This is a genomic window from Pseudomonas rhodesiae (genome assembly GCF_013285305.1).
Taxonomy (GTDB): Bacteria; Pseudomonadota; Gammaproteobacteria; order Pseudomonadales; family Pseudomonadaceae; genus Aquipseudomonas; species Aquipseudomonas rhodesiae.
This window is the reverse complement of sequence record NZ_CP054205.1, coordinates 4,347,950-4,371,153: the sequence shown is the minus strand read 5'-3', so window position 1 is coordinate 4,371,153 and position 23,204 is coordinate 4,347,950. Positions and strand designations below refer to the sequence as shown.

The window sequence follows — 23,204 nt, the reverse complement described above, 5'->3', positions numbered from 1 at the left end:
CGCCTGATTGGGCCCGTTCGCGTAAAGAAACTCGGTTTGGACGCCCGAAACCGTTACCCTATGCAGCTGATATTTTGCATTTCTTCGAGGTAGCACCCGTGTTTTCCCAATTCGCCCTGCACGAACGCCTGCTCAAAGCCGTGGCCGAGCTTAAATTTGTCGAGCCTACGCCTGTGCAAGCCGCGGCCATCCCGCTCGCGCTCGAAGGGCGTGACCTGCGGGTGACAGCGCAAACCGGTAGCGGCAAGACCGCCGCGTTCGTCCTGCCGGTCCTGAATCGTTTGATTGGCCCGGCCAAGGTCCGCGTCAGCATCAAGACCCTGATCCTGCTGCCGACCCGCGAGCTGGCCCAGCAGACCCTGAAGGAAGTCGAACGCTTCTCGCAGTTCACCTTCATCAAGTCCGGCATCATCACCGGCGGTGAAGACTTCAAGGTGCAGGCCGCCATGCTGCGCAAGGTGCCGGACATTCTGATCGGCACGCCAGGGCGCATGATCGAACAACTCAACGCCGGCAACCTGGACCTCAAGGAAGTCGAAGTGCTGGTGCTCGACGAAGCCGACCGCATGCTCGACATGGGCTTTGCCGACGACGTGCAGCGCCTGGTGGGCGAGTGCGTCAACCGTCAGCAGACCATGTTGTTCTCCGCTACCACTGGCGGTTCGACCCTGCGCGACATGGTCGCCAAGGTGCTGAACAACCCGGAACACCTGCAGGTCAACAACGTCAGCGACCTCAACGCCACCACGCGTCAGCAGATCGTCACCGCCGACCACAATGTGCACAAAGAACAGATCCTCAACTGGCTGCTGGCCAACGAGACCTATCAGAAAGCCATTGTGTTCACCAACACCCGCGCCGCCGCCGACCGCATCTACGGCCGCCTGGTCGCCCAGGAATACAAGGCGTTCGTGCTGCACGGCGAGAAAGACCAGAAAGATCGCAAGCTCGCCATCGACCGCCTCAAGGCCGGCGGTGTGAAGATCCTGGTGGCCACCGACGTGGCCGCCCGTGGCCTGGATGTGGACGGCCTCGACCTGGTGATCAACTTCGACATGCCGCGCAGCGGCGACGAATACGTGCACCGTATCGGCCGCACCGGGCGGGCCGGTAACGATGGCCTGGCCATCTCGCTGATCTGCCACGGCGACTGGAACCTGATGTCGAGTATCGAACGCTACCTCAAGCAGTCGTTCGAGCGCCGCACCATCAAGGAAGTCAAAGGCACCTACACCGGGCCGAAGAAGGTCAAGGCGTCGGGCAAGGCCGTCGGCGTGAAGAAGAAAAAGACCGACGCCAAGGGCGACAAGAAGAAAACCGGCGCCAAGTCGCCGACCAAACGCAAGATCGCCAACCGCCCGAAGACCGACAACCTGTCGTTGGTAAGCAAGGACGGCATGGCCCCGCTCAAGCGCCGCAAACCCGAAGCGCCAGCTGCTGAATAAGCCTGGGGCGATATAAAAAAACCGGACGATGTCCGGTTTTTTTATGGGCTCAGTTTTCGGCCTTGGCGGCGGCCTCTTTCAGTTCTTTGAGGCGCGCGTCGATCAACTGGCATTTGTCGGGGAACTCCGCGCTCTCGGTGTCCAGGTCCATTTTCTGCAGTTCGTCGTTCATCTCCTTGGCCTTGGCTGGGTTCTGTTCGGTGAGCCGGGTCACTTGCTTGGCCAGCTCCTCGCGCTTGGCGGTGGCTTCTTCCGGCGTACAGGCCCAGGTCGGCAGGGCGGTGAGCAGAGCGGCGGCGACGGTCAGATTCATCAGGGTTTTCATGGGGCGACCTCCTTGGCGTTGGTACGCAGTTGAGGGGGCGAACGTCTGGAAAGTTCAGAGAAATGGCGCCCGTCCATTCGGCTGAACGGCTGCCGACGTGACAGGTCACACCTGCTGACGGGCCACTTTTGCTCACGCCCGCAGGAGGAATCAGGATGACGACTTACAACTGGGATTTGATCGAACGTTTGCTGCACGAAGTGCAGAACGGCGAGGGCAGCTTCGCCCCACGCAAATATGCGGAGCAGGAAGCCGCCGACAAGGCCACGGCCGGTGAGTCCATTGGCAACCTGGATGCGCTGAAAAAGACCGCTGCCGACTATGAAGCGCTGCTGTTCAAGCGCGGCTTTATCGAATCGCGCCCGGAAGAACAGGGCGGTAACGGCGAGAATTTCATTTTGACCCCACGGGGAGCGAGCCTGCTGTCCCTGATTGACAGCTCCATTCCTGGCAACGCTCATCCGCGTCAGGTCATGGACGAGCAGGAAGACGCATTGGACCCTGAAACCTTTGATCGCGTGGCTTCCGAAGCGGCGATTGCAGGCGGCGCGATCTAGGATCGTTGCCGAGTTGCGATGGCAGCCCGCATTTCAACGGGCAGCGGCCTTGAGGCACTTGAGTGCCTTGAAGTCGCTGCGCACGCCGTCTATTTTCTGGGTGAGTTTTAACCGCTGTTGCGGCGTGCTATCGGCCATCAAGTCGACGATCAGGCTTCGCGCTTGCGCTTCAGTCTGGGCGTAGGCGGCGCGGTACTGCGGGGTCCATAGGCTTTCACGGTCCACCAGCAGTTGCTGCATCTTTTGTGGGAAATCGGCACTTCGGCGTTGCTGGACCGCGTCGATAAACTGCGCCTGCCAATGGGCGCGGTTGCCGATCCACTGCTCATTCTGCTTACCCAGCGCGACCGACCAGGCCAGGACGCGGGCTTGCTGGCTGGGGCTGAGCGGGCCCATCCAGCTGTCCAGGCGCTTGCGCATGCGTTCGGCGCGCTCCTTGATCTGCTGTTGCAGCGGGGGTTTGAGGTATTCGTCCTGACGCTTGCGCAAGTCTTTGGCCAACGCGGCGTTCATGTCCTCGACCTGCTCATCGTCCAGCCCTTGCAGCAGCTCGATGGCCGACGGGGTGATTTCTCGTGCTACTTCGGCAATCGCTTGTTTGGCCTCGACGGTGCGGGTTTGCAGCGCGGCGTCCGTGACTTGATTGGCGTCGACCATCTGTTGCAGGCGGTCCAGCCAGTCCAGGTAACCCGGCAGTTGCGTGGTGCAATGCCAGGCCAGGTGTTCTTTGAGTGTGTCGTTGAACCAGCTCTTCTGCCCGGCGTTCATGTCCAGGTAGTCATTGAGGGTCCAGGGGATGATCACGTCCAGATTGCGATAGGCCAGGCCCACGCGATTGCAGCCGGCGAGCACCAGGCTCAGGGTCAGTACTACCACCAATAGTTTGAGCCGACGCAGCATGAGCGGATCCTTGCACAGAGGGGACTTGTGCATGTGAACCCTGGCCGGGTCCGACAGTTCAGCCCATCAATAAAACGAGCGCACGGCCTTGAGAGTCAGCAGGCCATCGCATTGCGCGTTGTGCCCGGAGTAGGCGGAGCAATTGCCGCCGCTGAGGCTGGAATCGCTGTAGATCAGGTCCAGGTCGATGCCCTTCCAGGCGCGGGAAAACTGCACCGACCAGTCGCTGAAACTGCTGATAGAGCCGCCATCCACCGAAACCGGCGAGCCCAACTGATGGGTGGTGTACTTCATGCTTACCCCGATCCCGAACGGCTGTGTGCCGCTAAGGTCGGCAAAGAGGGTGCTGTCCTGGCGGTCCGGGTCGTTGCTGAAGGAAGCGCCGAAACGATTGCCGAGCAGGTTCAGACCTCCGTAGAACTCCTGGCTGTTGAGCGGGCTGAGGGTGGGGTAGCTGTAGTGGATCAAGCCGACTTCGTAGCCCAGGGTCTGATCGAAAGGGTGTTTGAAGCCCATATAGGAATCGATTTCGAGGTTGCTGGAGGAGGATAGCCCCATGTTCGGCGAGAACTGGCCGAAATACAGGCCGCTGTCGTGGCTCAGATCCAGGCCGCCATGGAACGAATCACTGCCCGGCGACGTCGGCTTGACCAGGCCCTGAGCCATGCTGCGGCTGGGGGTTGTACCCAGTTTCAGGTCGAAGTCGCCCAATTCGCGTTGGAAGATTTGCGCTTCGGCCAGAGGGCTGGCGACCAGGGCAGTGATCAGGAATATGCAGGGTTTAAACATGCTTCACTCCATGAAAAGCGAGGAGCAGTGACGGAAAAATCGGGCAGATGCCCGCGCTAGACGCGTGCAAGGATACCGGCGAATAGCGGTCGGTGAGGTCCGTTCGTCGATTAGGGTGCTATTGAATGCAATAAGAGGGTGGTACCGACGCTAGTCCTAGCGCCTTGAAGGCAAGGCGCTTAGGGACCAGGTGTGTTGCGAGAGTGTTACTTCTTGCCCAGGCTGATCTGCTTGGACGGGCCGAAAGTCTGGCCGCTTACGCCCTTGGCAATTTGCTGGATTTCGCCACCGGATTTAAGGAACGCAGCAATCTGGCTGTTGATCGATTCGCTGGTTTCAACGGCGGGAGCTGGCTTTGCTTTGCTGTTGGATGCTTTTACACGCATGGCGGCCACTAACCTGTAGAGAATTAACTTGGCCAGGCATCGTACATGAAATACTTGACAATTGCTTGGTAAATATCCCCTGAGAATAAAACGCCTGGTTGAAAATGGGCAAAGTTGGGCCGATGAATAACCCGCTAACTTACTGTTTTAACTGGAAAGCCCTGGAACGACTGGCCTGGCGCTCCGGGCAAAATTCATCGGGATGATCTGACGAGCGGGGCAGGGCCAGTAGAAAGCCACGCAACCCCTGGATTTTTCAGGCGTGCGCGCGTGGCGGGCACAACTCGGGTAGAATGCCGCCCACGTAACGAGGGGTTTGGAAATGGCTTTAGTCGGGCGCTACAACAGCTTGCAAGTGGTTAAACACACTAACTTTGGTTTGTACCTCGATGGTGCGCAAGACGGTGAAATCCTCTTGCCTAATCGGTATATCCCCAAAGATATTCCCAGTGAAGATGAAGACTGGCTTAACGTTTTTATTTATCTGGACAGCGATGACAAACTTATCGCTACAACTGAAAAGCCCAAAGTTCAAGTGGGCGAGTTCGCCAGTTTGAAAGTAGTGGAAGTCAACAGCATTGGTGTATTCCTCGATTGGGGGCTGCCCAAAGATTTGTTGCTGCCTTACTCGGAAGAAAAGCGTCAGTTGAGCGCGGGTGAGTATTGCGTGGTGCATGTCTATCTCGACAAGCACACTAAGCGCATCACCGCCACCGCGCGCCTCGACCGTTACCTGGACAAGACACCCGCCAACTACCAGGTGGGCCAGGAAGTCGATCTGCTGGTGGCCGAAGCCACCGATATGGGTTTCAAGGCGATCATCAACAACAAGCACTGGGGCTTGATCCACAAGAACGAAGTGTTCAAATTCCTGCGACCCGGCAAGGAAGAGAAAGGCTTTATCAAGGAGATCCGCGCCGACGGCAACATCAGCCTGAGCCTGCAACCGGTCGGTCAGGAAGCAGCCTCCAGCCTGAACTCGAAGATCCTCGCCAAGTTGCGCGAAAACAACGGCACCTTGCCGGTCAGCGATAAAAGCGACCCGGCGGTGATCAGCAACTTATTCGGCGTGAGCAAAGGCAACTTCAAGAAAGCCATCGGCGCGCTCTACAAACAGGGCCAGATCGTGATTCATGCCGATCGCATTGAACTAAGCTGAGGGTGTTTTGCTCTTCTGTAGGCGCTGATTGGCGCCTACAGAGGCTGTTTCCATGACCAAGAAAACCCTGTTTGCCTACCTGGGCACGTTGCTCGCCTTTTTGATTCTGGACGGCCTCTGGCTCGGCGTCCTTATGGGCCCCACCTACAAATCCCTGCTGGGCCCTCTGATGCTCGATCAACCTCGGCTGTTGCCCGCGGTGCTCTTCTATCTCTTGTATGTGCTCGGCTGCGTGGTGTTCGTGGTGCTGCCCAGTGTTAGTTGGCAGCGCGCGGCGCGCTTGGGCGCGTTGTTGGGCCTGGTGGCGTATGGCACCTATGATCTGAGCAACTGGGCCACGTTGCAGGGTTGGTCCGCTCAACTGGCAGTGATGGACATGGCGTGGGGCACCTTCCTCACGGCGGCCTGCTGCACGGTGGGTTACGTGTGTGCACATCGGGTGCACCGATGATTGTGTACAGGATAAATCTGCACCGTTGCTGAGCGAAGTGTCGCTGACTAAGGTTCGCTGATCCTCGTGAAGTGCCGTATCACAGGGATTGTGTGCCATTGGCACGTAATCTGCTGACGATCTCGTATACAAACCATGCCGCCTCCCGTATGCACCCGCTACGGCAGCGCAGGCCGGTATGACGAGGAGCCAGCGATGACCGAACAATTGCCCAACGGCTACAGCCCACGCCTATACAACCAGGACCTTGGTCCACTCCCGCAAAAGTGGACCTGGTACAACATCTTCGCCTTCTGGATGAGTGACGTGCACAGCGTCGGCGGCTACGTGTTCGCCGCCAGCCTGTTCGCGCTGGGGCTGGCCAGTTGGCAGGTGTTGATCGCCTTGCTCGCCGGCATCTGTATCGTGCAATTGATCGCCAATCTGGTGGCCAAGCCCAGCCAGCAGGCGGCAGTGCCTTACCCGGTGATCTGCCGGCTGGCGTTCGGGGTGTTCGGTGCGAATATTCCCGCGGTGATTCGCGGCCTGATCGCCGTGGCGTGGTACGGCATTCAGACCTACTTGGCGTCGAGTGCCTTGATCATCGTGGTACTGCGATTCTTCCCACAAATGGCGGTCTATGCCGAGCCGCATTTCGCGGGCCTCTCCTACCTGGGCTGGTTTGGTTTTCTCAGCCTATGGGTGCTGCAAGCCGCCGTGTTCTGGGCGGGGATGGAATCCATTCGCCGTTTTATCGATTGGGCGGGCCCTGTGGTGTACGCCGTGATGTTTATCCTGGCCGGCTGGATTGTGTGGAAGGCGGGTTGGGCGAATATCAGTTTCACCCTGGCGGAAAAATCCCTGTCGGGTTGGCAGGCGTTTGGCCAGGTGATCGTCGCCACGGCGTTGGTGGTGTCGTACTTTTCTGGGCCCACCCTGAATTTCGGCGATTTCAGCCGCTACTGCCGCAGCATGCAGGACGTGCGACGCGGTAATTTCTGGGGCCTGCCGGTGAATTTTCTGGCGTTTTCCCTGGTCACCGTGGTGATTGTTTCAGGCACCTTACCGGTGTTTGGCGAGATGCTGCATGACCCCATAGCCACTGTCTCGCGGATCGATAACAGCATGGCTGTTCTGCTCGGTGCCTTTGCATTTGTAACCGCCACCATCGGCATCAATATCGTCGCCAACTTCGTGTCCCCGGCGTTCGACTTCGCCAACGTCGCGCCGAGCAAAATCAGCTGGCGCGCCGGGGGCATGATCGCGGCGGTGGCCTCGATCTTCATCACCCCGTGGAACCTGTTCAATAACCCGCTGATGATCCACTACACCCTGGATATTCTCGCGGCGTTCATCGGGCCGCTGTTCGGCATCCTGCTGGTGGACTTCTACCTGATCAAAAAACAACGGATCGATGTGGATGCGCTGTTCGATGACAGCCCGAGCGGGCGCTATTACTTCGACGGAGGTGTGAACTGGACAGCCGTCAAGGCCTTGGTGCCCGCCACGCTGGTGGGCGTTGCGATCACCTTCACCCCGGCATTGCAGGGCCTGGCCAACTTCGCTTGGTTCACTGGATGTTTGCTGGGCGGCCTGTTCTTTCTGGTGCTGGCGCGACGCGAGCAGGGTCGCGTGCCGGTGCCGTTGGTTGCGAGCTGAGGACGATCCCGCCCGCCACTAACAGACCTGCACCGGCGATTACCAACGCTGGCTGCAAACCGCCGCTCACATGGCTGCTGATCGAGGCCAGCAACGGGCCGCTCAATTGCCCGATGGCGAAGCTGGCGGTGAGCAGCCCAGTGTTGCGCTGGTAGCCGTGGGGCGCGATCTCTCGCAGACGCGCCATCACCAGCTGCATGCAGGCCAGGAACGGCCCGCCGCACAGCAGCACGCCCAAGGCCAGGCCCCAGCCATTGCCCAGCAGGCAGGCGAACACCCCGGCCGCTTGCAGCCACAAGGTCGTCATCAGCCAACGGCGGGTAGTGTGCGCATCCGTGCGGCGCAGGCTCGCGGCCACCACGCCAAGGGCCGATGCCAGGCCAAAGCAGGGCCAGAACAGATCGGCCTGCCAGGCGCCCTTCAATTGTGCACTGGCCATTTGCGACAGAAAGGTCGCCGGGATGATGTAGCCCACCCCGTACAGCACGTAAACCCAGCACAGATGCGTGATGCTGCCATTGCGGCCAGCGCTGACTTCGGCCCCTGGCGCGGCGGTTGCCTTGACCGGCGGCAGGAACGGCAGAATCGCCAGCAGCATCACCAACGCCACGCCGCCATACACCCGCCACAGTGTTGCGCTACTTTGCCCCAGATGGTTGGCGACCAGTGCCAGCACCCCCGTCAGCAGAATCCCCAGCCCCGGTCCGGCAAATACCAGTGCCCCCAAGCGCGGGCGGCCGGCGGCAAGCGCCAGGGGTTGGCTCAGGCTGGTGATCATCACCAACGCCCACGCGCTCGCCACTCCCGTGCCGAATCGGAGTAACAAATGCGCCCAAAAGCCATGGGCCCAAGACGAGGCCACGGTCAGCAGCACACACAGCCATAAGCCGCCGTACAGACGGCCGCGAATATGCTGATGGCTGCGGGCGAACATCGAATCCACTGCGCCGACGAAATAGCCCAGGTAGTTGGCGGCCGCGATCAGGCCCGCGTCAGTCAGGTCGATCTGGCCTTCATTCAGTAGGTGGGGCAGTTGCGGAGTGAGCGCGAAACGGCCAATGCCCATAGCCATCATCAAGGCGATGAAGCTGGCGAGTAAGCGGATTAACGGCGACATGGTCAGGGGTTCCTGCAAGAAACGTATGACGGTCAGCCTAAGGTGCATTGACTTTCTGCAAAAATGAATAATAGTGAGCAACTTGTTCAGTTTTGGAGAAAGGTATGGAGTTCAGTCAATTGCGCATCTTCCAGGCGGTGGCCGAAGAGGGCTCCATCACTCGCGCGGCCGAGCGCCTGCACCGCGTGCCGTCGAACCTGTCGACACGCCTCAAGCAGATGGAGAAACAGCTCGGCGTCGAATTGTTCGTGCGCGAACGTCAACGCTTGCAGTTGTCCCCGGCAGGCAAGGTGCTGCTGGACTACAGCACGCGCCTGTTGGCCTTGCATGACGAAGCCCACGGCGCGGTGCAAGGCGGCCAGCCGGCTGGGGATTTTGTGCTGGGCAGCATGTACAGCACCGCGGCGATTCACCTGCCGACCTTGCTGGCGCGTTATCACAAGGCTTATCCGCAGGTGAACTTGCAGGTGCAGTCGGCGCCCAGCGGCGAATTGCTTGAAGGCCTGATCACCGGGCGCCTTGACGCGGCCTTGGTGGATGGCCCGCTGACCATCGCCTCTTTGGATGGCATCCCGTTGTGTGAAGAGCGCTTGGTGCTGATCTGTGAAGCGGACCATGCGCCAGTGCGCGGGCCTCAGGACGTGGCTGGTCGCGCAGTGTTCACCTTTCGCCGCAGCTGCGCTTATCGCGCGCGTCTGGAAAGCTGGTTTGCCCAGGATCGTGTGGCCATGGGGCGCGCTATTGAGATCGAGTCGTATCAGGGCATGCTCGCCTGTGTGATTGCCGGTTCGGGAGTGGCGTTGATGTCCGAATCCATGCTTGCCAGCCTGCCGGGCAGGGACAGTGTGTCCGTTCATCCGCTGATAGGGCAATTTGCCACTGCGACCACCTGGTTGATGTGGCGAAAGGGTATGCTCGGCGCTAACCTCAACGCATGGATAGACCTGCAGCAAACAGGCAAGGCCGAGTTGCTGTCAGACACCCGCGCCATCGCTTGAGCGATCCGTCAGGATTCAGACCTATTCGGTAATAGTTCGTTGTGCTTTGCCGCAAGCAATACGTAGTACTTAGGGCTATTATCAGTAGGAAGCGGCGATATTTTATGTAGGGCAATTCAGCTTCCGCCGATCCGCATTACCCTCAAAGGGGGCACCACCATGAAAGAGAAAATTCAAAACTGGCTCCATGATCTCGGCGTCGCCCTGGGCTTGATCGAGCCACCGCTGCAGCCGGTGCCGATTCGCACGGATGACGAACAGCGTCGCCCACGTCGCCGGTGAGCCGCGATTGAGGGAACATTGAGGATTTCGCAACTGTAGTAGCAGGCTTGCTAGGGCAAGTCTGCCACCACAGGTGTCTTAGCATGCCCTGTGTCACACGTTCGTCTCTGAGCATCGGAATCGGACTACTTGTTTGTCGGATTCGGCTGGCTTAGTTAATCCGAAAAATCAGCGTAGAAAAAATCTCCAGCGCCTACATGAATCTGCTGGAGATAAGCCCATGACGCTCTCATGTGTCCCGCCCGTCGCCGCTTCACTGATCGCCACCCTCGACACGGTTTTACACATCGCCCCTGTCTCTAGACGCTGGAAGGCCGACGCCCCCGGCAACGTCGTGTTTCTTCCCCCCACCCTGACCAAGCAGACACTGCTGTTGCAGATCGCACTGTTGCGGCCGTCCGCGTTGATTATCGCGGACCAAGTCATCGATGCCGAAATCATTGAGCGGTGGCGCTCAGCCCACCCATTTGGCGATCTGTGTCTGATTCGTAGAGGCACGAGCCTGGATAAAGTACGACTGGACTTGTGCGAAGCGAACGATATTCGAGTAATCAATACCCCGGGCGTCAACGCGCCCCATGTGGCGGCGTATATGGTGCGTTGGCTGACGCTTGGCGAGGGGGCCTTGCCACAGGATATCTGTGTGCTGGGATACGGCAGCGTCGGTAAAGAACTAGTTAAGTTATTGCTGAAAAAAGACCCGGATGCTCGGATTAGGGTTTTGGAAAGAAAAGGTCGAGCCCAGAACAATCTGGGAAGCACCACAGTCGATAAAAGAGTTTCATTTTTTGAGGATTGGCATGAGGCGATGAGAGGGGCTCAAGCCGTCGCCGTCTGTTTGTCGCTGAATAAAGAATCTGTCCACCGCATTAATGAAGCTCTCATACGTGGCTTGCATAGCGAGGCTCGCTTGATATGTGTCGCCAAACCAGACGTATTCAGCAATGAGGCTTTGCATACATTGGCGGTGGCTGAGGATATTCAGCTTGTGCTGGACTATGGGCCTGTGACGCTTGACTCGTTCCGAGTTCGCGCACAGGAACTCGGTTGCGACATTACAAGTTGGCTCAGACCGCCGATGCTCACGACGCAGGCAGCTACAACAGACGCCTGCAATTGCGACTTAGATTACGCGGTCAGTGTTCAATTGAGCTTAACGGCTTTACGTGGGCTTGTAAGGCGCAAACTAGTACAGACACTGACGATTCCTTCTCATCCGGTAAATGCTGATGCGCCGCAGGTATCGATTATCGGGCGGGGTATCAATGGTCTGCTTCAAGCCGCAATGTTGCGTCTAGCGAATTATCGTGTCGTGGTATATGGCGGGAAGTCACCGAGCGATGGCGCCAGTCATAAACTTGTGAATATGCGTCATATGTCAGCCACGGAGACCACGGCTAAGCCGCTGCACAACGAATACTTGTTTCCCATAAATCAATATTTAACTGTTGAGTGTAATCGCGCAGGTATTGAATTATTTGAAAAACTACTTATTGATAATCCGACGTTGGCCCCTTTCACGCGATCAAGAGTTGTACGAGCTTATACGCAGCACGTCGGCGACGTAGAGGCAGCAATTGGCGACCAGCGCGATATTGAAAATAGGCCTTGGCCAAGCGGTAGACCGGGATCGAAACTCAGAATGCTCAGTCAACAAACATTCAGCTCAGAGTTTGGAGTTCCCGGTGTTGATTATGCGATTGAGGTATCAGGGTACGATCTCGAGTTTAACGAGTTAATGGGTGAGATAGAGGTGCTGTTGCAGGGTTCCGGTGTGCAGTTTACGTCCCAGCACTTGAGTGCGGCCGAAATTGCCCAGCTCAGTAGAGAACACATTGTTGTTACTGCAATGGGAGTAGAGGAACAAGCCGTGTTCCCAATCATCGGCTGGTTTTTCAAACTGCGCGCCTTTGCCAATGAAGGCGCAAGAATACGTGGGCTTAAATTACAGTATGAACTGCCAATCGGCGTTATGAATTGCCGCCGGGACGAGGATTGGATTTTGGTTTCCGGTGGGCAGGTTCCTCCTGATTCATCATTGGAATACAAAGAGCAAATACTTGCTGCGTGCCTGGCTGCCGTTTCTCGACACTTTCCTGAGTCCTATCGAATGGCGGTCGAAACCGGTGATTTGCATATTGTCGAATGTGCGAGACCGGGCACTCGAGATGGCCTATCCATCGTGTACCGCTGCGCCCACAACCGCATTGTCGCCGGCGGAACCTATGCCGCGGGCACCACGCAGGGGTTGCTGTGGGCTTCTCTGGTGCAGGAAATCATCCAAGCCAAAGCGCCTATGGTTTTGGCCATGAACGCCCAATAAAAAAAGCGGGTGCGACCTCCGACGTCGCACCCGCTGAAGAAACCGCTTTGTCTCACACCGCCCGAGCTGTCACGCCTTGTGGCTTGCGCGACAGCAAGCTCACCGCGACAAAGCTCACCAGCCCCACCGCCAGGCTGTAGTAGATCGGTGTGTTCGCATCCAGGCCATCCTTGAGCATGAACACCAGCGCCGTCACAAAGCCCAGGGCCATGGAGGCGATCGCGCCGGGTGTGCTGGCGCGTTTCCAGAAGATTGCGCCGATCAGCGGGATCAACATACCGCCTACCAGCAGGTTGTAGGCCAGGGTCAGAGCGCTGATTACGTCGTTGACCACCAACGCAATGCCCAGCACTGTCGCGCCGGTCAGCAGGGTGAACAAGCGGTTGAGGCTCAGGCTCGACTGCTTGCCGCCGCGCAGGCGCGGCAGCAGATCTTCGGTCAGCACGGTAGAGGCGGCCAGTAGGCCGGCGCTGGCGGTGGACATCATGGCCGCCAGGGCCGCAGCGATCACCAGGCCGCGAATGCCGTCCGGCAGCGACAGTTTCACAATGGCAGCGAAGGCATTGTTGACGTTGTCCAAGTCTGGGATCAGCACATGGGCCGCCATGCCGATCAATGCACAGGCCAGCCCGTAGAGCACGCAGTAGAAACCGGCGAAGGTTCCGGCATACTGCGCGACTTTTTCATCACGGGCGGTGAACACCCGCTGCCAGATGTCCTGGCCGATCAAGATGCCGAAGAAGTAGATCATGAAGTAGGTGATGATCGTGTCCCAGCCGATCGCGGTGAAGCTAAAACTCGACGCCGGCAGCTTGGCCACCAGTTCATCCCAGCCACCGACGCGGTACAGGCAGATCGGCAGCAGGATAAACATCAGGCCGACGGTCTTGATCACGAACTGCACGATGTCGGTAAGGGTCAGCGACCACATGCCGCCGATGGTCGAATACACCACCACCACGCCGCCCCCCAGTAGCACCGACACCCAAAACGGCAGGCCGAACAGCACTTGCAGCACGGTGCCGATGGCCAGGATCGAGGTGACGCCGATCATCAGCGCATACGCCAGCATGATCACCGCGCTGGCTTGGCGCGCCATGGGGTTGTAGCGTTTTTCCAACACCTGAGTGACGGTGAAGATCTTGAGCTTGAGCAGCGGCTTGGCCAGAAACAGATTCAGCGCAATGATCCCCATGCCCAGCGCCGCGCACAGCCAAAAGCCCGAGATGCCATGCACATAGCCCAGGCGCACCGTGCCGACCGTGGACGCGCCACCCAGTACCGTGGCGGCCATGGTGCCCATGTACAGCGACGGGCCCAGGTTGCGGCCGGCCACCAGGTAATCTTCGTGGGTCTTGGCGCGGCGCATGCCGTAATAGCCGAGCACCAGCATGCCGGCGGCGTAGATGAGTACGACGAATAAATCCAAAGCCATGACGGCGAGTCTCCGATTATTGTTTTAGGCGGTTTGCACGCGGGTTGCGGCCAAAGCCCTGGCCGACTCGGTCGGTCCATACACCGACGCCGGCTCCGGGAACACCCGCAATAGCGTCAGGTACACCACCGAAGCCAGCCCCAGGGTCACCGGCAGGCTGATGTCGATGCCGTCGGCCAGGTTGCCCAGCGGCCCGACGAACTGCCCCGGCAGGTTGACGAAGCACAACCCCACCAGCGCGCTGGGAATCCATGCCCCCAAACCGCGCCAGTTCCAGCCGTGGCTGAACCAGTAACGCCCGCCGGTCTCGCCGCGGGTGAACACTTGCAGGTCATCCGGGCAATAGAAACCGCGGCGTACGATCAGGCCGATGATCATCATCACCATCCATGGCGTGGTGCAGGTGATGATCAGCACGGCGAAGGTCGACACGCTCTGCACCAGGTTGGCGGCGAAACGTCCGATAAAGATGAAGGCAATCGACATCACGCCGATCAGCAATGTCGCCCTGACCCGAGAGAGCACGCGCGGGAATACGCTGGACATGTCCAAGCCGGTGCCATACAGCGAGGTGGTGCCGGTGGACATGCCGCCGATCACCGCGATCAGGCACACCGGCAAGAAGAACCACGTCGGCGCCACCGCCAGCAGGCCGCCGACATAGTTGTTGGCCGCGATGTAATCCGGCGCCTTGACCGCCACGATGGTCGCGGTGGCCAGGCCGAACAGAAACGGAATCAGCGTGGCGATCTGCGCGGCGATCACCGCCAGCATGATGCGCAGTTTCGGCGTCTCGCGCGGGATGTAGCGCGACCAGTCCCCCAGGAACGCACCGAAGGAAATCGGGTTGCTCATGGCCACCAGTGCCGCGCCGATAAAGGCCGCCCAGAAGCCGCTCTGGCCGAGGGCCAAGCTGCCGGCGAAATGGCTGTCGAAGGTCGGTGCGAAAGCAAAGATGCCCAGCAGGAACAGCAGGCTGGCCGCCCACACGGCAATACGGTTGACCCACAGCATGAAACGAAAGCCATAGATGCACACCGTCAGCACCAGCAGGGCAAACATGCCATAGGCCAGGCCCAGGGTCAGGTCGGTTTCCGGCAGGCCGATCAGACGTTTCGCGCCGCCGACCAGTGCATCCCCCGAACTCCACACCGACAGGGAGAAGAAGGCAATCGCCGTCAGCAATGACAGAAACGAGCCGACAATGCGCCCATGCACACCGAAGTGCGCGCCGGACGACACTGCGTTGTTGGTGCCGTTGAGCGGCCCGAACAGGCCCATGGGCGCCAGGATCAGCGCGCCCACCAGCACACCCAGCACAATCGCCCACACACCGGCCTGGAATGACAGGCCGAACAGTACGGGGAAGGAGCCCAACACGGCGGTGGCAAAGGTATTGGCACCGCCGAAGATCAGTCGGAACAGATCCTTGGGGCTGGCGGTGCGTTCGTGGTCCGGGATCTGTTCGACCCCGTTGGTTTCTATGGTGCGAATACTTTTTTGGTTGTTTTTATTATTCATGATCAGCTCCGATCATATTGGCTAAGGGGGCGGCAGCCCTTCCGGCATAGCGGACAAATGTTCGTGACAGGCCAGCCACAGGCCTTGTTTTTGTTGTGTGCCAGACCCTTGCCGAATAAACACAATGGTCTCGCGTTCCTGGCTGGAGCAGTGCTCCCCATGCATGCGCAATTCGGTGACCACGTCATGCATAAAAATCGCCACATCCCCGTGCAGGCTGACGTGGGCATTACTCGACGTGCAGGACAGCACCTCGAATCCTTCGTCCCTGCGCCAGCTGTCCCACAACGTCTGGTACGCGTCGCGACTCAGCAACGGCTGGGGCAGGGTATAAAACACAAAGCTGGCATCGGCGGTGAATGCGTCGAAGTAGGCGGCGCGGTCATTGCGTGCGAACGCGGCCACCAGGTCGGCGGCCGCTTGCAGCACCTCGTGCGCGCTCATCAACGGTGCGCCACGCCCGGCAGCACGCAGAGCATTTCGTACAGCAGATTCGCGCCCAGCAGGGAGGTATTTCCGGTGGTGTCGTAGGGCGGCGACACTTCCACCAGGTCGCAACCCACCAAGTCCAGGCCCTGGCAACCGCGGATGATTTCGATCGCCTGAATGGTGGTCAACCCGCCGATTTCCGGGGTGCCGGTGCCGGGTGCCCAAGCCGGGTCGATGCCGTCGATGTCGAAGCTCAGGTACACCGGGCCGCCGCCGACTTTTTCCCGCACTTCGGCCATCAGAGGGGCGAGAGAGTGGTGCCAGCATTCTTCGGCCTGGACTACGCGAAAGCCCTGCTTGCGGCTCCAGTTGAAGTCTTCGGCGGTGTAGCCCTGCGCGCGCAGACCGATCTGCACCACGCGGTCGCAATCGAGCAGACCTTCTTCCACCGCGCGGCGGAACGTGGTGCCGTGGGCGATTTTCTCGCCGAACATATGGTCGTTGACGTCGGCGTGGGCATCGATGTGCACCAGTCCGACCTTGCCGTGTTTCTTGTGGATCGCCCGCAGGATCGGCAGGGTAATAGTGTGGTCGCCGCCCAGGGTCAAGGGGATCACGTCGTGTTCGAGGATCTCGTGATACGCCTCTTCGATAATGCGCACGGCATCCAGCAGGTTGAAGGTGTTGATTGCCACGTCACCGATGTCCGCCACCGACAGCGAGTCGAACGGTGCGGCGCCGGTGGCCATGTTGTAAGGGCGGATCATTACCGATTCGGCGCGGATTTCGCGGGGCCCAAAGCGGGTGCCGGCGCGCAGTGAGGTGCCGATGTCCAAGGGCACGCCGATAAACGCGGCGTCCAGGCCCTTGGCCGTTGGCAGGTGGGGCAGGCGCATCATGGTGGCGATGCCGGCAAAGCGCGGCATTTCATTGCCGCCCAGTGGTTGGTGAAAAATCTTGTCCACGGGAGTGCCTCATCGTTGTTTTGGTTGTCAGGGGCCGATTCTGCGAAAAGCGCGGCGCCGGACAAATCGGCTGTGGCAAATACTTAGTTCAGATTTTTCTAAACTAAAGCAGGCAGGTAGACTGCCGCTCTCAACCCTCGGAGCCGACCATGGCCAACGCCTTGCCCGACCTGAAACTCCTGCGCATCTTCGTCAGCGTCGTGCGACACCAGGGGTTCGCCAATGCCCAGCACGAACTCAACCTGTCGACATCGGCTATCAGCACCTATATGAGTCAGCTGGAATCGGCGCTCGGCCTGGTGCTGTGTCATCGGGGGCGCGGCGGCTTCAGCCTGACCAGCAAGGGCGAGTTGTTCCATCAGGAAACCCTGCGCTTGCTGGCCGAGCTGGAAGGCTTCGAGCAGTACGCCGCCGCGCTCAAAGGGGAATTGCGCGGCACCCTCAAGCTCGGCGTGCTGGACTCCACGGTCAGCGACAAGGCGCTGCCGTTCGCTGAAGTGATCGGCGCCTACAGCCAGGAACACCCGGCGGTGCACCTGCATCTGTCGGTCATGAGTCCCTACGAATTGCAGCTTGGCGTGCAGGACAATCGCCTGGACTTGGCGATTGGCGCCTTTTCCAATCGCATGAGCGGGTTGATCTATATGCCGCTGTACCGCGAGCAGCACTGGCTGTATTGCAGCTCGCGGCATCCGCTGTTCGGCGAGCGGCGTATTCCGGAACAGGTGATTACCCAGCAGCGCATGGTTGGACGCGGCTATTGGAGCCAGGCGGAACTGGCGCGCCATGGTTTTAAACACAGCGCGGCGACCGTGGAAAGTATGGAGGCACAGTTGATCCTGGTGCTGTCCGGCGCCTATATCGGTTACCTGCCGGAACACTACGCCCAGGCCTGGGCCGACAAAGGCGATCTACGGGTATTGTTGCCCGCCACTTTTGGTTATCAGGCACCGTTTTCGATGATCATGCGCCGGGGCCGCAGCCGCGAACCGTTGATCCAGACTTTCCGCGACTTACTTAAAGCTCAGCTCAATCAGGCCTGATACCAGCATGTCCAGACCCCAATGTTCCCGTTGCCTGAGGCCCGCCGCCCATTGCTTGTGTGCGCTGATTCCCCGTCTGGATAGCCGCACTCGGGTGTTGCTGTTGCAGCATCCGAGCGAGGTCAACCATGCGCTCAATACCGCGCGCCTGGCGGCATTAGGTTTGAACAATGCGCAACTGGTGGTGGGCGAGGTGTTCGATGATCTGCCGACCTTGTTGAACCCTCCCGGCTATCAGGCACGGCTGTTGTTTCCCGCTGACGACGCCCAGCCTTTGCACGCTTATGGGCCCGACGACCAACCGCTGTTGCTGGTGGTCCCCGACGGCACCTGGCGAAAAGCACGTAAATTGCTGCACCTGAATCCGTTGTTGGCGGCGTTGCCACGGGTGTCGCTGGCCGAGGGCGGTGTGTCGCGCTATCGGCTGCGCAAGGCGCCGGGGCCTGGGGCCTTGTCTACAGTGGAAGCTGTCGCGCAGGCATTGCAGGTGCTGGAGGCACCCACTTCTTTCGAGCCGCTGCTCAAACCTTTTGAAGCATTGATCGACGGGCAGATTGCGGCGATGGGTGAGGCGGTTTTCCAGAAGAATCATGGCGGCGGGCATTGGGAGTAGGCGGGGGCGTTGCAGCGTGAAAATGCGCTCGCATGTGGGAGGGGCCCGCCCCCCAATAGGGCCCTCACAGCTGCCCATTTCCCTCGCTTATTCCCAGAAGCCATAAGTACCGCACTTTGCGTGATATGGCCCGCCGACCTTTCCCGGTATGATGTGCGCCCCGCAGTCTGGATTGCGAATACGCCATGACCTTGCAGTACCCCACTATCGCCGATTGCGTCGGCAACACGCCCCTGGTCCGCTTGCAACGCATGGCGGGTGAAACCAGCAATACCCTGTTGCTCAAGCTCGAAGGGAACAACCCGGCCGGCTCGGTAAAAGACCGCCCGGCGCTGTCGATGATCACCCGCGCCGAGTTGCGCGGGCAGATCAAACCGGGTGACACCCTGATCGAAGCCACCTCGGGCAACACCGGGATCGCCCTGGCCATGGCCGCCGCGATCAAGGGTTACAAAATGATCCTGATCATGCCCGACAACGGCAGCGCCGAGCGCAAGGCGGCAATGACCGCCTATGGCGCCGAGTTGGTGCTGGTGACCCAGGAAGAAGGCATGGAAGGTGCCCGCGACCTCGCCGAGCGCATGGCCGCCGCAGGCCGCGGCCTGGTGCTCGACCAGTTCGCCAACGGGGATAACCCTGAGGCGCACTACACCAGCACCGGCCCGGAAATCTGGCGCCAGACCCAGGGCACCATCACCCATTTCGTCAGTTCCATGGGCACCACCGGCACCATCATGGGCAACTCGCGTTACCTCAAGGAGCAGAACCCGGCGATCCAGATCGTCGGCCTGCAACCGATGGAAGGCGCGGCCATCCCCGGCATTCGCCGCTGGCCAGAGGCCTATCTGCCGAAGATCTACAACGCCTCGCGGGTCGATCGCATCATCGACATGGCCCAGCGCGAAGCCGAAGACACCACCCGCCGCCTGGCCCGTGAAGAAGGCATCTTCTGCGGCGTTTCCTCCGGCGGTGCGGTGGCCGGCATGCTGCGGCTGTCGAAAGAAGTCGAAAACGCGGTGATCGTCGCGATCATCTGTGACCGAGGCGACCGTTACCTGTCGACCGGCATTTTCGACGAACCCAACTGATGGCCAAGCACGACAGAGGCCTGCGCTTCCAACCGACGGGCGGCAGCCGGGCCCCACAGATTCCCGTGGGCAAGAAACAGCGCCTGACCATTGAGCGCCTGGCCAACGACGGCCGCGGTATCGTGTTCTTCGAAGGACGCACGTGGTTCGTCAATGGCGCCCTGGCCGGTGAAGAGGTCGAAGCGCGGGTGTTGGGCACCCACGGCAAAGTGGTCGAAGCCCGCACCGAGCGGGTGTTCAGCGCCAGCGAACTGCGCCGCCCTGCGCCTTGCGCGCATTTCGGCCGCTGCGGCGGCTGCAGCGTGCAGCATCTGGCGCATGACGAACAACTCGCCCTGAAACAGCGCATGCTCGCCGAGCAACTGTCCCGTGTGGCCGGTATCGAGCCGTCGGAATGGGCGGCGCCGTTGAGTGGCCCGGAATTCGGCTACCGTCGCCGCGCCCGCGTGGCCGTGCGCTGGGACGCCAAGGCCAAGACCCTTGAAGTGGGTTTTCGCGCGGTGGCTAGCCAGGACATTGTTGCCATCGATGAATGCCCGGTGCTGGTACAGGCCTTGCAATCGATCATGCAGCGCCTGCCGAACATGCTGCGCCGCTTGAGCAAACCTCAAGCCCTGGGGCATGTGGAGTTGTTCAGCGGGTCGTCCATCGCTGTGTTGTTGCGGCATATGGCGCCGTTGTCCGAAGCGGACCTGCTGGTGTTGAAAGAATTCTGCGCGTTCCATAACGCTCAATTGTGGCTCCAGGGGGAGGGGCAACCGGCACCGGTGGAGCCCGATCTGACCCTGGGATTTGGCTTGGAAGCCTGGGATCTGGAGCTGGCGTATCGGCCAGGGGATTTTGTTCAGGTCAACGCCGGGGTCAATGAGGCGATGGTGGCCCAGGCCCTGGAATGGCTGGCGCCGCAACCCGACGAGCGGGTGCTGGATCTGTTTTGCGGTCTGGGCAACTTCGCCTTGCCATTGGCGCGCCAGGTGCGTGAAGTGGTCGCGGTAGAAGGTGTGCAGGCCATGGTGGACCGGGCGGCGCTCAACGCCGTCAGCAACAATTTGCATAATGCGCGGTTTTTTCAGGCCGATTTGTCTCAGCCTTTGACTGACGCAGAATGGGCCAAGCAGGGCTTTTCTGCGGTACTCTTGGACCCACCTCGCGACGGTGCTCAGGAGGTGGTGCGCAAGCTCGCCACCCTGGGGGCCAAGCGTCTGGTGTATGTGTCCTGCAACCCGGCGACGCTGGCGCGGGACACGGTTGAGTTGGTCAAGCAAGGCTACCGGCTAAAACGTGCCGGGATCCTCGATATGTTTCCGCAGACAGCGCATGTCGAGGCCATGGCGTTATTTGAAGCGGGCTAGGATGCCCGTTTAATCCGACTGGCCTGCATTCTCCAGGGCCGTGATCCGCCAGGGAATCTGCAGGGTGAGCTTTAGTGATAAAGCAGGTTGGCGATGATTTTTGACGCATCGAAGGTGCGTCGTAGGGAAGGTAAGCAAGATGGTACAGGTGAGAGCACACCAGCCGATCAACACTGACGGCAGTATCAATCTCGAGGCATGGCTGGATCATGCGGTCAGTGTCGATCCGGCACTGGACCGTGAAGCCTTGAAGGCCGCCTGCGAGTTCGCCCGTGAGTCTGAGCAACAGGACAACGCGGCGAAGAACCTGTGGGCCGAAGGCACTTCAAGTTTTCGCACCGGCCTTGAGATCGCCGAGATCCTCGCCGATCTCAAGCTGGACCAGGATTCGCTGATCGCCGCCGTGCTCTATCGCGGCGTGCGCGAAGGGCATATTCCGTTGCCAACGGTCAGCCAGCGCTTCGGTGCGGTGGTGGCCAAACTGATCGACGGCGTGCTGCGCATGGCCGCCATCAGTGCCAGCCTCAGCCCGCGCCAGTCCATGGTGCTGGGTACCCAGGGCCAGGTCGAGAACCTGCGCAAGATGCTGGTGGCGATGGTCGACGATGTGCGCGTGGCCCTGATCAAGCTGGCCGAACGCACCTGTGCGATCCGTGCGGTCAAGAACGCCGACGACGAGAAACGCAACCGCGTCGCCCGCGAGGTCTTCGATATCTACGCGCCCCTGGCGCACCGCCTGGGTATCGGCCATATCAAGTGGGAGTTGGAGGACCTGTCCTTCCGCTACCTGGAGCCCGATCAATACAAACAGATCGCCACGCTCTTGCACGAGCGCAGGCTGGATCGCGAGCGCTTCATCACCGATGTGATGAACCAACTGCGTTCCGAGCTGCAGGCCACCGGGGTCGAGGCTGATATCAGTGGCCGCGCCAAACACATCTATTCCATCTGGCGCAAAATGCAGCGCAAGGGCCTGGCTTTTAGCCAGATCTACGACGTGCGTGCGGTGCGCGTGCTGGTGCCGGAAATGCGCGACTGCTACACCGCGCTGGGCATCGTCCACACCCTGTGGCGGCACATTCCCAAGGAATTCGACGACTACATTGCCAACCCCAAGGAAAACGGCTACCGCTCGCTGCACACTGCGGTGATCGGCCCCGAGGGCAAGGTCCTGGAAGTGCAGATCCGCACCCATGCCATGCACGAAGAGGCAGAGCTGGGGGTGTGTGCGCACTGGCGCTACAAGGGCACCGACGTCAAGGCTGGCTCCAATCAGTACGAGGAGAAAATCTCCTGGCTGCGCCAAGTGCTGGAATGGCACGAAGAACTCGGCGACATCGGCGGCCTGGCCGAACAACTGCGGGTCGATATCGAACCGGACCGGGTCTACATCTTTACCCCGGACGGCCACGCCATCGACTTGCCCAAGGGGGCCACGCCGTTGGACTTCGCCTACCGCGTGCACACCGAGATTGGCCACAACTGCCGGGGCGCCAAGATCAACGGGCGCATCGTGCCGCTCAACTACAGCTTGCAGACCGGTGAACAGGTCGAGATCATCACCAGCAAACACGGCACCCCCAGCCGCGACTGGCTGAACCCGAACCTGGGTTACATCACCACATCGCGGGCGCGGGCCAAGATCGTCCACTGGTTCAAACTGCAGGCCCGCGACCAGAACGTCGCCGCCGGCAAGACCCTGATCGAACGCGAACTGGCGCGCCTGGGGCTGCCTCAGGTGGACTTCGACAAACTGGCCGAAAAGGCCAATATGAAGATTGCCGAGGACATGTTCGCCGCCCTCGGTGCCGGCGACCTGCGCCTTGCGCAGTTGGTCAACCTGGCCCAGCAACTGGTGGAGCCGGAGCGCGGCAACGAACAACTGGAACTGATCCCACGCAAAGCCACCGGCTACAAACCTGGCAAGCGCGGCGATATTCAGATCCAGGGCGTGGGCAACCTGATGACGCAGATGGCCGGTTGCTGCCAGCCGCTGCCGGGCGATGCCATCGTCGGCTACATCACCCAGGGTCGTGGCGTGAGCATTCACCGTCAGGACTGCGCTTCGGTGTTGCAGCTGGCCGGGCGTGAGCCGGAGCGCATCATTCAGGTCAGTTGGGGGCCGGTACCGGTGCTCACCTATCCGGTGGACATCATCATCCGCGCCTACGACCGTTCGGGGTTGCTGCGCGACGTCTCGCAAGTGTTGCTCAACGAGCGGATCAACGTGTTGGCGGTCAACACCCGCTCGAATAAAGAGGACAACACCGCGTTGATGTCACTGACCATCGAGATTCCCGGGCTGGATGCGCTGGGGCGGTTGCTGGGGCGGATTTCCCAGTTGCCGAACATCATCGAGACGCGGCGTAATCGCACGCCATCATGAGT

22 protein-coding genes are annotated in these 23,204 nt (G+C 60.1%); 13 read left to right on the top strand and 9 right to left on the bottom strand.

The genetic code is table 11. The features are described 5' to 3' along the window. The first annotated feature begins 98 nt into the window (after positions 1 to 98). Positions 99 to 1,445, top strand: a complete 1,347-nt coding sequence (locus tag HRH33_RS19710) for a DEAD/DEAH box helicase (RefSeq protein WP_016979359.1) — start codon at positions 99 to 101, stop codon at positions 1,443 to 1,445. Between the two features lie 49 nt (positions 1,446 to 1,494). Here the strand turns inward: HRH33_RS19710 and HRH33_RS19705 are convergent, their stop codons facing one another. After that, complete coding sequence (locus HRH33_RS19705; protein ID WP_034099632.1) at positions 1,495 to 1,770, bottom strand: hypothetical protein; 276 nt, start codon at positions 1,768 to 1,770, stop codon at positions 1,495 to 1,497. A 155-nt stretch (positions 1,771 to 1,925) separates the two neighbouring features. On the opposite strand from HRH33_RS19705, the gene HRH33_RS19700 reads away from it, so the two are divergent. Further along, complete coding sequence (locus tag HRH33_RS19700) at positions 1,926 to 2,327, top strand: hypothetical protein (RefSeq protein WP_034114778.1); 402 nt, start codon at positions 1,926 to 1,928, stop codon at positions 2,325 to 2,327. Positions 2,328 to 2,360: 33 nt separating this feature from the next. On the opposite strand, the gene HRH33_RS19695 is transcribed toward HRH33_RS19700, so the two are convergent. The 3 genes from HRH33_RS19695 to HRH33_RS19685 form a co-directional block, all read right to left on the bottom strand. Then, complete coding sequence (locus tag HRH33_RS19695) at positions 2,361 to 3,227, bottom strand: DUF6279 family lipoprotein (protein WP_167416883.1); 867 nt, start codon at positions 3,225 to 3,227, stop codon at positions 2,361 to 2,363. A 66-nt stretch (positions 3,228 to 3,293) separates the two neighbouring features. Further along, entirely contained in the window at positions 3,294 to 4,016 is a 723-nt protein-coding gene (locus HRH33_RS19690; protein WP_034138905.1) for a TorF family putative porin, read from the bottom strand. Positions 4,017 to 4,222: 206 nt separating this feature from the next. Further along, the gene (locus HRH33_RS19685; protein ID WP_003193095.1) at positions 4,223 to 4,402 is read right to left on the bottom strand and encodes a hypothetical protein; all 180 of its coding nucleotides are present in this window, start codon (positions 4,400 to 4,402) and stop codon (positions 4,223 to 4,225) included. A 322-nt stretch (positions 4,403 to 4,724) separates the two neighbouring features. Here HRH33_RS19685 and HRH33_RS19680 point away from each other — a divergent pair, with 322 nt between their 5' ends. From HRH33_RS19680 to HRH33_RS19670, 3 genes are all read left to right on the top strand, one after another. After that, positions 4,725 to 5,561 carry a CvfB family protein gene (locus HRH33_RS19680; protein ID WP_034099624.1) on the top strand — a complete coding sequence of 279 codons (837 nt, stop codon included), beginning with the start codon at positions 4,725 to 4,727 and terminating at the stop codon, positions 5,559 to 5,561. A gap of 52 nt (positions 5,562 to 5,613) precedes the next feature. Beyond that, positions 5,614 to 6,012, top strand: coding sequence for a DUF2177 family protein (locus HRH33_RS19675; protein ID WP_034138904.1), 399 nt, complete (start codon positions 5,614 to 5,616; stop codon positions 6,010 to 6,012). Between the two features lie 195 nt (positions 6,013 to 6,207). Then, complete coding sequence (locus HRH33_RS19670) at positions 6,208 to 7,650, top strand: NCS1 family nucleobase:cation symporter-1 (RefSeq protein WP_040269065.1); 1,443 nt, start codon at positions 6,208 to 6,210, stop codon at positions 7,648 to 7,650. On the opposite strand, the gene HRH33_RS19665 is transcribed toward HRH33_RS19670, so the two are convergent. Then, positions 7,562 to 8,767, bottom strand: a complete 1,206-nt coding sequence (locus tag HRH33_RS19665) for an MFS transporter (RefSeq protein WP_167416884.1) — start codon at positions 8,765 to 8,767, stop codon at positions 7,562 to 7,564. The genes HRH33_RS19670 and HRH33_RS19665 overlap by 89 nt on opposite strands. A gap of 104 nt (positions 8,768 to 8,871) precedes the next feature. On the opposite strand from HRH33_RS19665, the gene ptrR reads away from it, so the two are divergent. From ptrR to HRH33_RS19655, 3 genes are all read left to right on the top strand, one after another. Continuing rightward, positions 8,872 to 9,765 carry a putrescine utilization regulator PtrR gene (gene ptrR, locus HRH33_RS19660; RefSeq protein ID WP_167416885.1) on the top strand — a complete coding sequence of 298 codons (894 nt, stop codon included), beginning with the start codon at positions 8,872 to 8,874 and terminating at the stop codon, positions 9,763 to 9,765. Between the two features lie 159 nt (positions 9,766 to 9,924). Next, entirely contained in the window at positions 9,925 to 10,047 is a 123-nt protein-coding gene (locus HRH33_RS26535) for a PA1414 family protein (RefSeq protein ID WP_003193089.1), read from the top strand. A gap of 220 nt (positions 10,048 to 10,267) precedes the next feature. Further along, positions 10,268 to 12,370 carry an FAD-dependent oxidoreductase gene (locus HRH33_RS19655; protein WP_167416886.1) on the top strand — a complete coding sequence of 701 codons (2,103 nt, stop codon included), beginning with the start codon at positions 10,268 to 10,270 and terminating at the stop codon, positions 12,368 to 12,370. A gap of 52 nt (positions 12,371 to 12,422) precedes the next feature. Here the strand turns inward: HRH33_RS19655 and HRH33_RS19650 are convergent, their stop codons facing one another. From HRH33_RS19650 to speB, 4 genes are read right to left on the bottom strand one after another with little or no spacing between them, the layout of a single operon-like run. Continuing rightward, the gene (locus HRH33_RS19650) at positions 12,423 to 13,805 is read right to left on the bottom strand and encodes a sodium:solute symporter family protein (protein ID WP_034138900.1); all 1,383 of its coding nucleotides are present in this window, start codon (positions 13,803 to 13,805) and stop codon (positions 12,423 to 12,425) included. Positions 13,806 to 13,829: 24 nt separating this feature from the next. Further along, positions 13,830 to 15,326, bottom strand: coding sequence for a purine-cytosine permease family protein (locus HRH33_RS19645; RefSeq protein WP_167416887.1), 1,497 nt, complete (start codon positions 15,324 to 15,326; stop codon positions 13,830 to 13,832). Positions 15,327 to 15,347: 21 nt separating this feature from the next. Next, the gene (locus HRH33_RS19640) at positions 15,348 to 15,770 is read right to left on the bottom strand and encodes a YybH family protein (protein WP_167416888.1); all 423 of its coding nucleotides are present in this window, start codon (positions 15,768 to 15,770) and stop codon (positions 15,348 to 15,350) included. Beyond that, on the bottom strand, positions 15,770 to 16,720 hold the full coding sequence (gene speB, locus HRH33_RS19635) for an agmatinase (RefSeq protein WP_034099610.1): 951 nt from the start codon (positions 16,718 to 16,720) through the stop codon (positions 15,770 to 15,772). The genes HRH33_RS19640 and speB overlap by 1 nt, the downstream gene beginning before the upstream one ends. Before the next feature lie 149 nt (positions 16,721 to 16,869). Between speB and HRH33_RS19630 the strand changes: the two genes are divergently transcribed. From HRH33_RS19630 to relA, 5 genes are all read left to right on the top strand, one after another. After that, a complete protein-coding gene (locus tag HRH33_RS19630) occupies positions 16,870 to 17,763 on the top strand; it encodes a LysR family transcriptional regulator (protein ID WP_034099609.1) in 894 nt (297 codons plus the stop codon). Between the two features lie 7 nt (positions 17,764 to 17,770). Continuing rightward, the gene (locus HRH33_RS19625; RefSeq protein ID WP_167416889.1) at positions 17,771 to 18,376 is read left to right on the top strand and encodes a tRNA-uridine aminocarboxypropyltransferase; all 606 of its coding nucleotides are present in this window, start codon (positions 17,771 to 17,773) and stop codon (positions 18,374 to 18,376) included. Between the two features lie 185 nt (positions 18,377 to 18,561). Continuing rightward, positions 18,562 to 19,464, top strand: coding sequence for a cysteine synthase CysM (cysM, locus tag HRH33_RS19620; RefSeq protein WP_034099607.1), 903 nt, complete (start codon positions 18,562 to 18,564; stop codon positions 19,462 to 19,464). After that, positions 19,464 to 20,816: a 23S rRNA (uracil(1939)-C(5))-methyltransferase RlmD gene (gene rlmD, locus HRH33_RS19615; RefSeq protein WP_167416890.1), complete on the top strand. Its 1,353-nt coding sequence runs from the start codon at positions 19,464 to 19,466 to the stop codon at positions 20,814 to 20,816. The genes cysM and rlmD overlap by 1 nt, the downstream gene beginning before the upstream one ends. A 139-nt stretch (positions 20,817 to 20,955) precedes the next feature. Then, on the top strand, positions 20,956 to 23,202 hold the full coding sequence (relA, locus tag HRH33_RS19610) for a GTP diphosphokinase (protein ID WP_034099604.1): 2,247 nt from the start codon (positions 20,956 to 20,958) through the stop codon (positions 23,200 to 23,202). Positions 23,203 to 23,204 lie beyond the last annotated feature (2 nt).

Bases quoted from the DNA above. Each gene is read 5' to 3' on its own strand.
- HRH33_RS19705 (WP_034099632.1), bottom strand. From the start codon at position 1,770: ATGAAAACCCTGATGAATCTGACCGTCGCCGCCGCTCTGCTCACCGCC.
- HRH33_RS19700 (WP_034114778.1), top strand. From the start codon at position 1,926: ATGACGACTTACAACTGGGATTTGATCGAACGTTTGCTGCACGAAGTG.
- HRH33_RS19695 (WP_167416883.1), bottom strand. From the start codon at position 3,227: ATGCTGCGTCGGCTCAAACTATTGGTGGTAGTACTGACCCTGAGCCTG.
- HRH33_RS19690 (WP_034138905.1), bottom strand. From the start codon at position 4,016: ATGTTTAAACCCTGCATATTCCTGATCACTGCCCTGGTCGCCAGCCCT.
- HRH33_RS19685 (WP_003193095.1), bottom strand. From the start codon at position 4,402: ATGCGTGTAAAAGCATCCAACAGCAAAGCAAAGCCAGCTCCCGCCGTT.
- HRH33_RS19680 (WP_034099624.1), top strand. From the start codon at position 4,725: ATGGCTTTAGTCGGGCGCTACAACAGCTTGCAAGTGGTTAAACACACT.
- HRH33_RS19675 (WP_034138904.1), top strand. From the start codon at position 5,614: ATGACCAAGAAAACCCTGTTTGCCTACCTGGGCACGTTGCTCGCCTTT.
- HRH33_RS19670 (WP_040269065.1), top strand. From the start codon at position 6,208: ATGACCGAACAATTGCCCAACGGCTACAGCCCACGCCTATACAACCAG.
- HRH33_RS19665 (WP_167416884.1), bottom strand. From the start codon at position 8,767: ATGTCGCCGTTAATCCGCTTACTCGCCAGCTTCATCGCCTTGATGATG.
- ptrR (WP_167416885.1), top strand. From the start codon at position 8,872: ATGGAGTTCAGTCAATTGCGCATCTTCCAGGCGGTGGCCGAAGAGGGC.
- HRH33_RS26535 (WP_003193089.1), top strand. From the start codon at position 9,925: ATGAAAGAGAAAATTCAAAACTGGCTCCATGATCTCGGCGTCGCCCTG.
- HRH33_RS19655 (WP_167416886.1), top strand. From the start codon at position 10,268: ATGACGCTCTCATGTGTCCCGCCCGTCGCCGCTTCACTGATCGCCACC.
- HRH33_RS19650 (WP_034138900.1), bottom strand. From the start codon at position 13,805: ATGGCTTTGGATTTATTCGTCGTACTCATCTACGCCGCCGGCATGCTG.
- HRH33_RS19645 (WP_167416887.1), bottom strand. From the start codon at position 15,326: ATGAATAATAAAAACAACCAAAAAAGTATTCGCACCATAGAAACCAAC.
- HRH33_RS19640 (WP_167416888.1), bottom strand. From the start codon at position 15,770: ATGAGCGCGCACGAGGTGCTGCAAGCGGCCGCCGACCTGGTGGCCGCG.
- HRH33_RS19630 (WP_034099609.1), top strand. From the start codon at position 16,870: ATGGCCAACGCCTTGCCCGACCTGAAACTCCTGCGCATCTTCGTCAGC.
- HRH33_RS19625 (WP_167416889.1), top strand. From the start codon at position 17,771: ATGTCCAGACCCCAATGTTCCCGTTGCCTGAGGCCCGCCGCCCATTGC.
- cysM (WP_034099607.1), top strand. From the start codon at position 18,562: ATGACCTTGCAGTACCCCACTATCGCCGATTGCGTCGGCAACACGCCC.
- rlmD (WP_167416890.1), top strand. From the start codon at position 19,464: ATGGCCAAGCACGACAGAGGCCTGCGCTTCCAACCGACGGGCGGCAGC.
- relA (WP_034099604.1), top strand. From the start codon at position 20,956: ATGGTACAGGTGAGAGCACACCAGCCGATCAACACTGACGGCAGTATC.